At 73.0% G+C, this 11,896-nt stretch carries 11 protein-coding genes; 9 read left to right on the top strand and 2 right to left on the bottom strand.

Going from position 1 to position 11,896, the window contains the following annotated elements:
• Nucleotides 1-3 precede the first annotated feature (3 nt).
• On the bottom strand, nucleotides 4-693 hold the full coding sequence (locus AB0D74_RS02235) for a hypothetical protein (protein ID WP_362579412.1): 690 nt from the start codon (nucleotides 691-693) through the stop codon (nucleotides 4-6).
• A 64-nt stretch (nucleotides 694-757) separates the two neighbouring features.
• Between AB0D74_RS02235 and AB0D74_RS02230 the strand changes: the two genes are divergently transcribed.
• Complete coding sequence (locus AB0D74_RS02230; protein ID WP_362579410.1) at nucleotides 758-1,249, top strand: CGNR zinc finger domain-containing protein; 492 nt, start codon at nucleotides 758-760, stop codon at nucleotides 1,247-1,249.
• A 21-nt stretch (nucleotides 1,250-1,270) separates the two neighbouring features.
• On the opposite strand, the gene AB0D74_RS02225 is transcribed toward AB0D74_RS02230, so the two are convergent.
• Nucleotides 1,271-2,200 (bottom strand): LysR family transcriptional regulator, encoded by a 930-nt coding sequence (locus tag AB0D74_RS02225; RefSeq protein ID WP_362580148.1) that lies wholly within the window; start codon nucleotides 2,198-2,200, stop codon nucleotides 1,271-1,273.
• A 162-nt stretch (nucleotides 2,201-2,362) separates the two neighbouring features.
• Here AB0D74_RS02225 and AB0D74_RS02220 point away from each other — a divergent pair, with 162 nt between their 5' ends.
• The 8 genes from AB0D74_RS02220 (at nucleotide 2,363) to AB0D74_RS02185 (ending at nucleotide 11,892) form a co-directional block, all read left to right on the top strand.
• Nucleotides 2,363-2,878, top strand: coding sequence for an SRPBCC domain-containing protein (locus AB0D74_RS02220; RefSeq protein ID WP_362579407.1), 516 nt, complete (start codon nucleotides 2,363-2,365; stop codon nucleotides 2,876-2,878).
• Between the two features lie 91 nt (nucleotides 2,879-2,969).
• Entirely contained in the window at nucleotides 2,970-3,680 is a 711-nt protein-coding gene (locus AB0D74_RS02215) for a YoaK family protein (RefSeq protein ID WP_362579404.1), read from the top strand.
• Nucleotides 3,681-3,817: 137 nt separating this feature from the next.
• Nucleotides 3,818-5,938, top strand: a complete 2,121-nt coding sequence (locus tag AB0D74_RS02210) for a glycoside hydrolase family 27 protein (protein ID WP_362579401.1) — start codon at nucleotides 3,818-3,820, stop codon at nucleotides 5,936-5,938.
• 14 nt (nucleotides 5,939-5,952) lie between these two features.
• Nucleotides 5,953-7,242, top strand: coding sequence for an extracellular solute-binding protein (locus AB0D74_RS02205; protein ID WP_362579398.1), 1,290 nt, complete (start codon nucleotides 5,953-5,955; stop codon nucleotides 7,240-7,242).
• 1 nt (nucleotide 7,243) lies between these two features.
• Nucleotides 7,244-8,179 carry a sugar ABC transporter permease gene (locus AB0D74_RS02200; protein ID WP_362579395.1) on the top strand — a complete coding sequence of 312 codons (936 nt, stop codon included), beginning with the start codon at nucleotides 7,244-7,246 and terminating at the stop codon, nucleotides 8,177-8,179.
• On the top strand, nucleotides 8,179-9,027 hold the full coding sequence (locus AB0D74_RS02195) for a carbohydrate ABC transporter permease (protein ID WP_362579392.1): 849 nt from the start codon (nucleotides 8,179-8,181) through the stop codon (nucleotides 9,025-9,027). Before AB0D74_RS02200 ends, AB0D74_RS02195 begins: the two co-directional genes overlap by 1 nt.
• Complete coding sequence (locus AB0D74_RS02190; protein WP_362579389.1) at nucleotides 9,024-11,078, top strand: alpha-galactosidase; 2,055 nt, start codon at nucleotides 9,024-9,026, stop codon at nucleotides 11,076-11,078. The genes AB0D74_RS02195 and AB0D74_RS02190 overlap by 4 nt, the downstream gene beginning before the upstream one ends.
• Nucleotides 11,079-11,118: 40 nt before the next feature.
• Nucleotides 11,119-11,892 carry an SDR family oxidoreductase gene (locus tag AB0D74_RS02185; protein WP_362579386.1) on the top strand — a complete coding sequence of 258 codons (774 nt, stop codon included), beginning with the start codon at nucleotides 11,119-11,121 and terminating at the stop codon, nucleotides 11,890-11,892.
• Nucleotides 11,893-11,896: the final 4 nt, after the last annotated feature.

Below are 11,896 nucleotides of genomic sequence, written 5' to 3'. Positions count from 1 at the left end.
GCGTCAGGCCGGTCGGTTCCCCGGCAGGAGCCACCCGATGCGCAGTTCTTCGGCACCCGGGCGGAACGTCCGCATGAGTTCGGCGCGCTCGGGATCGTCCTCGGGCAGGTTCTCGGCGAGGAGAGCCTGCGCGGCGACGGTCTGCGGCCGGGCGCCGAGCGCGGCCCGCAGGTGGAGCGAGCGGCGCAGCATCGCGATCCGCTCGGCGGGCTCCTTGTGCGGCGCGAGGTGTCGGATGATGTAGGACTCGAAGTAGCCGTCGCCGTACTTCGCCGCGATCCCGAGAGCCGTCTCGTAGCGCGGGAGGGCGCCGGCCGGGTCCTCGTCGATGTTGTCCAGCAGGACGGCCAGGTGGTATTCGGCCCAGCCCCGCGTCCTCTCGTCGCCGCTCCCGGCCGCCGCGCGGTAGCCGGCCTCGGCCGCGGCGCGGTCGTCGGCGCGGGGGTCGTACCGGAACGGCAGGCGGCTGTAGGCCAGCCGCGCCGCGAGCAGGTGTGCGGTCGGCGAAGCGGGATCGAGCGCCGCGACCGCCTTCTCGGCCTCCTCGTGACCGTCGATCCGAAAGAACCAGCGGTCGACGGCGATCTCCGCGCGCAACTCGGGGTCGGCGTCCGGGCCCAGGACGGCGAGCGCGGCGTCCCACTCCCCGAGGAGCAGCAGTCGGCGGGCCGTGTAGGTGTCATCAGCTATCATGGCGCCTACATTAGGAAGCGGCGAAGTAGGTGGTCAAGTGCAGTACGGTGACTACATTGGGAACGTGACGCGGTTGGCCGTCGAACTGGCCAACACCGGGACCCTCGATCGGCACGGCGAACTCGTCGCCGCGTTCTTCGCCGAGCACGAGGTGACTCCGCCGCCGGACGGCGACTACGGCGAGCTGCCCGACCTCGTGCGCACGGCCCTGGCGCAGTCGGTCGACGGTGCCGCCCCGGATGCCGTGCACCGTCTGCTGCGCGACTACCCGCCGGAGATGCACCTCTCCGACCACGACGATTCCGGCGGCTGGCACATCCACTTCAGCCGCAACGGCACCCCGGCCGGGCGCTGGGTCGGACAGCTGATCGCCGCCCAGCTCGCCCTGGTGGTGGCGGGGGATCCGGCGGTGACGCTCGGACGGTGCGCAGCGGCCGGGTGCGGAAACTACTTCGTGGACCAGTCACGGAACCGGACCCGCAGGTTCTGCTCCAACGCGTGCGCGAGCCGGACGACGGTCGCGGCCCATCGGGCCCGGGCGGCGAAGAACACCTGAGCGGGCGGTGAACGGCCCCGGCTACCAGGCGCTCGCCGCGCGCCGGAGGGTGTCGCGCACCCGGAGTACGGCGGGGTTGGCCTCGGTGCCGGGGCGCTGGACGAGGAAGAGGGTGTTCAGCGGCGGTTCCTCCGGCTCGTGCAGGAGGGTCAGGCGGCCGGAGTCGAGGTGGTCCTGGCACAGGGAGCGGGGCAGCACGCTGACGCCCGCCCCGGCGCCGACCGCGGAGAGCACCGCGTAGAGGTTGGGCACGGTGACCGCGGCGCGCGTGGTGAGCTGCTTGCCGAAGACGGTCCGCCAGTAGCGGCGCAGGATCGGCAGGTCGTCGGCGTAGGTGACCAGGGGGACCGCGCGCAGGGCGGCGGGCAGGCCGCACGGGTCGTCCGGCGGTGCCTGCGCGGCGATCCGCCCGGCCCAGACGGGAGCGGCGACGAGCAGGTACTCCTCGTCGGTGAGCGGCACGGACTCCAGGGCGCGCCCGCGTGGCCGTCGGGTGGCGACGACCAGGTCGTGACGGCCCGTCCGCAACTCCTCAAGGAGCGGCTCGGGCAGTCCCTGGGCGACCCGGAGCTGGATGCCGTCCGCGACCAGGGGCGCCAGGGCCGGCAGGACGCGTACGCACAGCAGCTCCGACGGGCCGGCGAGGCGCACGGGCGTGGCGTGGTCGGCCCCGGAACCGCGTTCCAGGCCGGCGAGCGCGTCGAGGGGGCTCGCGATCCGTGCGGCCAGCTCGTGGGCCAGGGCGGTGGGCCGCACGCCGCGGGGCAGCCGGGTGAACAGCTCGCGGCCGGTCTGCTGCTCCAGCGTGCGGATCTGCGCGGTCACCGTGGGCTGGGAGAGTCCGAGCGCGGGCGCCGCCGCGGTGAAGGTGCCGGCGCGGTAGACGGCCAGGAAGGTGCGCAGCAGGTTCAGGTCGGCATGCGCCGGGAGCTGTCCGCCGGGGCCGGCCACGGCGTCGAGGGGGACGGGGGTCCGCTTCTTCACGGCAGCCATCGTATCCGGAACCGGCATCGGAGTTCCGATGGCAGAGATCGGTGCTCCTATTGGTACTCCGATGGTGGGCGGGCCTACGGTCGATGTCCCGACAGCGCACTCCACCGTGAGGACACCCCCATGACCACGCAGAACGCGATCAACTGGCCCGAGAAGTACCTCCCCGGCACCGGCGACAACTTCGTCTCCAACGAGGTGATCGTCCAGGGCGTCACGGCGGACCGGGTCTGGCACTACCTGACCGACACCTCCGAGTGGGAGGGGTACTACGACAACGTCGCCGACATCGGTTTCCCGCAGGGCGACGGTCCCGAACTCGCGGACGGCCGGGTCTTCGGCTTCGGTACCTTCGGCTTCCCGCCCCTCGACGCCCTGGTCGTCGAGTTCCGGGCGCCGGCCGAGGGCGTCCCGGGCCGGCTGTCCTGGACGGCGAAGCAGGACGGCGGGCCGCAGGAGCGGCTGGACGTGCTGCACGCCTGGCTGGTCGAGGACCTGCCGGGCGGCCGGGTGCGCATCCTCACCCAGGAGACGCAGATCGGCGCACCCGCCGCGGCCCTGGCGAGCGAGCGTCCGAACCCCATGCTCAACGGCCACCAGGCCTGGCTGGACGGCCTGGTCCGCGCCGCCTCCGAGTAGTCCGCGCCGCCTCCGGGCAGTCCGGTCCGCACGCGTGGTCCGGTCCGCCGGAACCGGGAGCGACCCTCACCTCACGTTACGCTCGGGGACTGTGAGTGACGTGCCGGGCGGGCGAACGCCAGAGACCCCCGGGGAGCCGGCGGCCGAACCGGGGACCGCCCTGCGCGTCGCCGTCGCGCTTCTGGTGGCGGCCTCCGGGGCGGTGGAGACCATCTCCTTCACCGCGCTCGACCATGTCTTCGCCGGGGTCATGACCAGCAACCTGGCTCTGCTCGGGATGGCGGCCGGCCGCGCCCAGGGCGCGGGCGTGACCGCGGCGGTGCTGGCGCTCGCGGGGTTCGGGCTGGGTGCGGCCGGAACCGCCCGGTTCACCCGCGGACACGAGGGAACCGTCACGCACTGGCCGCGGCCGGTGCTCCGCTGTCTCGTCGGCGAGGCGCTCCTGCTGGCCGTGGGTGCGGTGGTGTGGGCCGCCCTGGGCGGAGCGCCGGGGCGGGCGGCCCGGGACGTCCTCCAGTTCGGCGCCGCGCTCGCGATGGGCATCCAGTCGGGGGCCATGGTGGCGGCCGGCCGGGCCGCGGCGCCGACCACCTATCTGACCGGCACGCTGGCCACGTACATCGTCAAGGGCGTGGGAGCGGGCCGCCCGAACCGCTGGGTGCCCGTCCGGCTGGCGGCCCTGATCGCGGGCGCGGGAGCCTGCGCGGCGGTCCTGCGGACCTCGCCGGGCTGGGCCGGAGCGCTCCCGCCGGTACTCGTGGCGTGCGCCCTCCTGGCCGCACGCACTCCCGGGAGGGAGTGAGGGGTTCTAGTAAATTAGTAATTAATCTTGACACGGTTTCGGCCACGGGCCACAGTCGTCGCCGTGACGACGTGGTCCCGCTCCGGCAGAGCGGCCCGCGTCTCGTTCTCCTGCTTCCCAACCCCCGGGAGACGCAAGTGACTTCGCACCCGCCCGCAGCCGGACCCCGGCACCACCGGTTCACCAGGCCCGCCCTCGCGGCAGCCGTCGCGGTGGTCCTGGCCGCCACCGTGACCCCCGACGCCGTCGCACGGACGGCAGTCGACCAAGGCGCACCCACCGGCTACGACAGCGGCCTCGCGCCGACGCCCTACATGGGCTGGAACACCTACTACGGGCTCGGCGCACCCACCGAGAAGGAGGTGCGCGCCGTCGCCGACAGACTCGTCAGCAGCGGTCTGCGGGACGCCGGCTACGACATCGTCTGGCTGGACGGCGGCTGGCAGGCCGACAACCCCCGGGACGCCCGGGGCCGGTTGACGGCCAACCCGGACCGCTTCCCCTCCGGCATCCCCGCCCTCGTCACCTACCTGCACGACCGCGGACTCCGGGCCGGCATCTACACCGACGCCGGCGCCTACGACGGCGGCCGGAGCTGCGGCCTCGGCAGCCGCGGGTACTACGACCAGGACGCACGGCAGTTCGCGAGCTGGAAGATCGACGCCATCAAGGTCGACTTCCTCTGCGGGATCGGCGCGAAACTCGATCCCGGGCCCGCCTACAAGGAGTTCAGCGACGCGGTCGCCAAGTCCGGCCGCAGGATGCTGCTGAACCTCTGCAACCCGCTCACCGACGACTGGGGCCTGCCGCACACCCCCGAGCAGGACGCCCACAACACCTACGTCTACGCCCCGGCGATCGCCGACTCCTGGCGCACCGGCACCGACATCGCCTGGGGCACCCCCAGCCCCGGCGAGTGGCCCGACATCCTGCGCAACATGGACGCCAACGCCTGGCACCCCGAGGCGCAGGGCCCCGGCCACTACAACGACCCCGACTACCTCATCCCCATGCGGAGGATGACCGACGGGACGTACGAGCTCACCCAGGAGGAGTCCACCACCCAGTTCGTGATGTGGGCCGAGATGGGCTCGCCGCTGATGCTGGGCTCCGACCCGCGCACGCTGTCCGACGCGATGCTCGGCACGCTCCGCAACCCCGAGATCATCGCCGTCGACCAGGACCCCCTCGCCGTCCAGGGCGTACGGGTGGCGACCGACCCGACCGGCGACGTCTACAGCAAGGTCCTGCACGGGCACGGGCAGCGCGCGGTCGTCCTGCTCAACCGCTCGGACCAACCGGCCGAGCGCACCGTGCAGTTCGCCGACACCGGTCTCGGCGGCCCGGTCCGCGTCCGCGACCTGCGGGCGCGTGCCGACCGGGGTACCCACACGGGGTCGTACACCGTCGAGGTCCCCGCGCACGGCACCGCCTTCCTCAGGCTGACCGGCGCCGACGCCCTGCCGGGGACCGACCTGGGCGTCACGGCCACCGCGAGCCCGGCCGTGGCCGGCGACGGCTCCACGTTCTTCCGGGGGCCCCACGGCTCGCTCGTGCAGAACACCGGTGGGCGGACGCGGGACCTCGGCGGTCCCGTGCAGGGGAAGATCCTCGGCCAGCCCGCCGTGTACGCCTCCGCAGGCGGCCGGATCGACGTCTTCGTGCGCGGCGCCGACTCGCGGGCCTACCGGCGGGTCCACGCCGACGGCCGCTGGGGGCAATGGCAGTCCCTGGGCGGGGAGTTGACCGACGCACCGTCCGTCGCCCTCACCGACCCCGCGCACTGGACGCTGTTCGCACGCGGCGCCGACGGCACGGTCGTGCAGCGCGGCCCGGCGACCGGCTGGTCCTCGCTCGGCGAACCTGGGGGCAAGCAGGTCTACGGCCGCCCGTCCGCCGTCGTCGATGCTCAGGGGCGCGTCCACGTCGCCGTGCGCAGTGCCGCGGACGACGTGTGGACGCGGACCCGGGACACGGCGGGGGAGTGGTCCGACTGGACCTCGCTCGGCGGGACCGTCAGCGGCAGCCCGACGCTGGTCGCCACCGGGGACACGGTGCTGCTGTACGCGCGGGCCGCGGACTACACGCTCTGGCAGCAGCGGTACGCCGACGGCGCCTGGCAGGGCTGGAGCAAACGGCAGGAGTTCCCGAGCGCCGCGTTCGACGGCGCGCTCGGCGCGGTCGCCGCCCCGGACGGAGCCGTGGACGCGGCCTTCCGCGGAGTCGACGGCCACGTGTACCGGACCCGATTCAACTGAACGAGGATTCCACCATGGCCAACCCCCAGACCAGCAGACGGCGTTTCCTCGCCGGACTCGGCGCCACCGGGACCGCGGCACTGCTCAGCGGCTGCGTCACCTCCACCTCCTCCGGGAAGACCTCCTCGAAGGGCCCGGCGACCCTCCAGTCCAACCTCTCCGCCCCGCAGGCCAAGGCCGCGATGGAGGACCTGGTCGCGGCCTACGGCAAGAAGGGGTCCGGCAGCGCCGGCCTGAACACGGTCGCCGCCGAGACCTTCCGCACCCAGCTGCCGACCTACCTCACCTCCGCCAACCCGCCGGACGTCTACACCTGGTACCCCGGCTCGGTCGCCGACGCCTACGCCAGGAAGAACCTGCTGCTCGACCTCGACGAGGTGTGGAGCTCCTCGCCCGACCTCAAGAAGTACACCAAGGCCCTGAACTCGCTGTGCACCGCGAGCTCGGGCAAGAAGGTCTTCGTGCCCAACACCTACTACTGGTGGGGCATGTTCTACCGGAAGTCCGCCTTCGCCAAGTGGGGCGTGAGCGCACCCACCAGCTGGGACGGCTTCCTCGACCTGTGCGACAAGCTCAAGAGCAAGGGCGTCGCCCCGATCGGGCTCGGCGCCGGCGGCAACACCCCCTGGGTGGCGTCGGCCTGGTTCGACTACCTCGACATCCGGATCAACGGCGCCCGGTACCACCGCGAACTCCTCGCCGGAAAGCACCGGTTCGACGACCCCGAGGTGCGCAAGGTCTTCGACCGCTGGCAGGAGGTGCTGCCCTACTTCGACCCGAACGGCACCGCCCTTGCCTTCCAGGACGCCACGACCGCCCTGCTGGGCGGCAAGACCGGCATGATGCTCATCGGCACCTTCTTCGCCGACTCGGCGCCCAAGAGCGCCCTGGACGACATCGACTTCTTCCGCTTCCCCGTCATCGACTCCAAGATCCCGCTCGCCGAAGAGGCGCCGGTCGACGGCTACTTCGCCAGTGCCCGCACCGGCCGCCGCGACCAGGTCTTCGACCTGCTGAAGTACCTCGCCACGGCCGAGGCCCAGGAGATATACATCAAGGGCTCCTCCGGGACCGTCCTGCCCTGCAACCCGGACGCCAAGGACGCCGGCACCGCACTGGTCAAGAAGGGCCGCGCGCACGTCGCGGAGGCCGCCGAGATCACCCAGTTCTTCAACCGGGACTCCAGCGACGCCCTCCAGCCCACCGCCGACACCGCCCTGACCAAGTTCCTCGCCGAGCCCCAGCAGATCGGCGGGATCCTGACCGACTGGCAGCGCGACGCCCAGAAGATCTGGAACGCCTGACGTGGCCGTGCTCACCGCCCCCGACCGGAAGTCCCCGGCCCGCCCGCCCGTCGGCGGCAGGCGGGCCCGGGGGCCCCGGCGCACCCCGCCGCTGGTCCTCGCCTTCGTCCTGGTCCCGCTGCTCGCCGAGGCCCTGTGGGTGTTCTGGCCCGCCCTCCAGGGCTTCTACCTCGCCCTCACCAAGTGGGACGGCGTCTCCCCGCCGCAGTTCGTCGGCCTGGACAACTTCCGGGAGATGTCCCACGACGACGTCTTCCGCAGCGCACTCGGCCACACCGTCCTGTGGCTGGTTCTGTTCGGCGGCCTCTCCGCCGTCCTGGGGCTCGCCGCCGCACTGCTGCTCCAGCAGGAGCGGCGCGGGGTCGGCTTCTACCGGGCCGCCCTGTTCCTGCCGGTCGTCTTCTCGCTGGTCGCCACCGCCCTCGTCTGGCAGGCGATCTACCAGCCCGACGGCGTCCTCAACCGGGTGCTGGAAGGGGTGGGCCTCGGCAGTCTCCGGCACGCCTGGCTCGCCGACCAGGACACGGCCCTGTACGCGGTGATCGTGCCCGCCCTGTGGCGCCAGATCGGCTACGTCATGGTCCTCTACCTGGCCGGCCTCAAGGGCATCGACCCGGCGCTCCACGAGGCCGCCAAGGTCGACGGCGCGAACGCACGGCAGCGCTTCCGGCACGTCACGCTGCCCCAACTGCGGAGCGTCAACGCGGTGGTTCTGTCGGTCATCGTCATCGACTCGCTGCGCTCCTTCGACGTCGTCTGGTCCCTCACCCGCGGCGGCCCCTACCACTCCTCCGAGCTGCTGAGCACCTACATGTACTCGACCGCCTTCCAGTCCCTGCGCCTCGGCTACGGCTCCGCCCTGGCCGTCGTCATCTTCGTCCTCGCGTTCGGGGTCATCGCCTCCTACCTCGTCCGCGCCTTCCGGGAGGCCGACTGATGTCCGCCCACGCCACGGCACTGCGCCGCAGGCGGGCCGCGACCGCCGGATTCCACCTGGGCGCGGGGGCGCTGGCCGTCCTGTGGCTGCTGCCCATCGCCCTGGTCGTGGTGACCAGCCTGCGCTCCTTCGACGACATCGCCGCCCACGGCCTGGGCAGTTGGCCGCGCTCCTTCACCCTCGCCAACTTCGGCCAGGCCTGGACCGACGGCGGCCAGCAGCAGGCCCTGGTCAACAGCCTGCTCGTCACCGTCCCCTGCGTCCTGGTGACCCTGGCCCTCGCCGCGATGGCCGCGTTCGCCCTGAGCCGCTACGAACTCCCCTTCCGGCGCTCCCTGTTGCTGCTGATGCTCGGCGGCAACCTGCTGCCGCCACAGATCCTGCTCATCCCGGTCTCCAAGCTCAGCGAGGTGCTGGGCGTCTACGACACCCTGCCCGCGCTCGTCGGCGTGCAGATCGGCTTCGGCGTCGGCTTCTACGTCTTCGTCCTGCACGGGTTCATGCGGTCGATCCCGGTGGAGATCCAGCAGGCGGCGGTCGTCGACGGGGCCGGGCCCTGGCAGATCTTCTGGCGGATCATCCTCCCGCTGACCCGCCCCGCCCTGGCCGCCCTCAGCGCACTGTCCTTCACCTGGATCTTCAACGACCTGCTCTGGGCGATCACCGTCCTGCGCAGCGACACCAAGATGCCGATCACCGCCGCCCTCATCGGACTCCAGGGCCAGTACGTGTCGATGTGGAACGTGATCGCCGCCGGATCGGTCATCGCCGCCGCGCCCACGGTCGCCGTGTTCCTGCGCTTCCAGCGGCACTTCGTGGCCGGCCTCAACCTGGGAGCCGTCAAGTGACCCACCCGCGCTGGACCTTGCACACGGAGCACACCAGCTACACCGTCCGGCTCTCCCCGGACGGCCCCTGGGCCGAGCTGCACGCCTGGGGCCCCTCGGGGGTCGAGGACGGGCCGTCCGCCCTGGACTGGTCCCACCGCACCCACTTCGTCACGCCCGCCGACGCGGCCCCGGCCGAGTACCTGCCGTACGGGCTGCGGCCGTTCACAGGGGCCGAGCTGGTGGCGGGCGAGGGCCGCGGCGTGTGGTGGGAGTTCGCCGGTGCGGAGGAGACGGAAGCGTCCCTGCGGCTCGCCTTCGTGGACGAGCTGATCGGCCTGCGCACCGTCCTCTGCTACGAGACCGTCCCCGGCACCGACGTGATCCTCCGCTGGGCCGAGTTCACCGCCACCACCGAACTCCGCCTGGAGCGGCTCGACTCGGCCGCCGTCACCGTCCCCGTCAGGGGCGCGGCCCGGCTGACGTACCTCTCCGGCCAGTGGTCGCAGGAGTTCCAGCACACCCGGCTCGACCTCGCCCGAGGCACGTTCACCATCGGCAGCACGCAGGGCGCCCCCGGCCACGCCTACGCGCCCTGGCTCGCCGTGCAGGACGGGGACGCCGTCTACGGCGTCGCCCTCGAATGGCCCGGCAACTGGCACATCACGGCGGAGGCCGAACCGGGCGGTGCCGTACGGGTCCGCGCCGGACGGGTGCCGCACGAGGGCGCCGTACACCTGGCCGCGGGCGAGACCCTCGCCACGCCCCGCCTCGCCTGCGCCTTCAGCCCGGACGGCCTCGACGGCCTGTCCCGGGTCTGGCACCGCTACGAGCGCCGCCTCGCCGGCGACCGTCTGCACCGCCCCCGCAAGGTGCTCTACAACTCCTGGGAGGCCACCGGCTTCGACGTCGAGGCCGCGGGGCAGCTGGAGCTGGCGAAGACGGCGGCGGACATCGGGGCCGAACTGTTCGTCGTGGACGACGGCTGGTTCACCGGCCGCGCCGACGACACCGGCGGCCTCGGCGACTGGTACCCGGACCCGGCGGCGTTCCCTCAGGGCTTCGGCCGGTTCGTCGAGGAAGTCCGCGCGCTCGGCCTGGACTTCGGCCTGTGGGTGGAGCCGGAGGCGGTCAGCCCCGGCAGCCGCCTCCACGCCGAACACCCCGAGTGGGTCTACCGGATCGACGGCCGACCGGCCCGGCTCGTCCGCAACCAGCTCCTCCTCGACCTGGGCCGGACCGACGTCCAGGACTTCGTCATCGGCACCCTCGACCGGCTGCTCGGCGACTACGGCATCGGCTACCTGAAGTGGGACATGAACCGCCCGCCCACCGAACGCGGCCGTCCCGGCGCCGGTCCCGCGGAGCGGACCGACCTCGACGCCGAGCACGTCGCCGGCTACCTGCAGGTCCTCGACCACCTGCGCGCCCACCACCCCGACGTCACCGTCGAGGGCTGCGCGGGCGGCGGCGGACGCGTCGAGCACGCCACCCTCGCCCGCACCGACGTCGTCTGGCCCAGCGACAACACCGCGCCGATGGACCGGCTGCGCATCCAGCACGGCTTCCTGCACGCCCACGCGCCGCACGTCATGAGCTCCTGGGTCACCGACGCCCCCGGCATCTTCGACCCGCGCCCGCGCAGCCTCGCCTTCCGCTTCGTCAACGCCATGTGCGGGGTCCTCGGGATCGGCGCCGACCTGCGCGCCTGGACCCCGGAGCAGCGGGCCGAGGCGGCCCGCTGGATCGCCCGGTACAAGGAGGTGCGGGACGTGGTCCACCACGGCGAGGCCCGGCTGCTCGGCACACCGGACGACCCCACCTGCGGCGTGCAGTACGACGCCGGGGACCGGACCGTCGTCGCCGCGCTCTCCACCGGCCGCCTCGACGGCGCGCCGCTCATGCCCGGCCGGCCCGACCGGCTCCGGCTGCGCGGCCTCGACCCGGCGGCGCGCTACCGGGACACGGCCACCGGAACGTCGTACGGCGGAGCCCATCTGCTCCACCACGGCCTGCCGTTCGCGTGGCGTGCCGAACACGATGCCGACCTGGTGGTGCTGCGCCGCCTGTAGGACGCATATGTTTCCAGCAGCTCATCCTCTAAGGAGCCCGATGGACCAGCCCGTTCGACGGTACGGTGCCCGCTTCACCGGCCGTACCGCCGTGGTGACCGGCGCCGCCTCCGGCATCGGAGCCGCCACCGCCGCACGCCTCGCCGGTGAGGGCGCCGCCGTCGTGCTCGCCGACCTCGCCGACGAACGCGGCCAGGCCGTGGTGGACGGCATCGAGAAGGACGGCGGCCGGGCCAGGTACGTGCACGCGGACGTCGCCGCCGAGGACGACTGGGCGCGGATCGTCACCGCCGCCCACGCCTTCGGCCCGGTCGACGTGCTCGTCGGCAACGCCTACACCGTCGAGGTCGCACCGGCCCACGAGCTGACCCTGCCGTCCTGGGAGCGGCAGCTCGCCGTCAACCTGACCGGCGGCTTCCTCGGCGTCAAGGCGGTCCTGCCCGACCTGCGCGCCCGCCGCGGTGCCGTCGTCCTCACCTCGTCGGTGCACGCCCACGCGGGCATCCCCGGCCACCCCGCCTACGCCGCGGCCAAGGGCGGCCTACTCTCCCTGTGCGGGCAGCTGGCCGTCGAGTACGGGCCCGAGGTACGCGTCAACGCCGTACTCCCCGGCCCGATCCTGACCGGCGCCTGGGACCGGGTACCGCAGGAGGAACGGGAACGCAGCGTCGCCCAGACGGCCGCCCGCCGCTTCGGCACCCCCGAGGAGGCGGCTGCCGCCATCGCGTTCCTCTGCGCCGACGAGGCCTCCTACGTCACCGGGGCCGGCCTCGTCGTGGACGGCGGCTGGAGCGTCGTGAAGGCCTCCGCATGATGCC

This window comes from Streptomyces sp. NPDC048278, from assembly GCF_040652195.1.
Lineage (GTDB): Bacteria > Actinomycetota > Actinomycetes > Streptomycetales > Streptomycetaceae > Streptomyces.
This window is presented reverse-complemented; position numbering and strand designations above follow the sequence as displayed.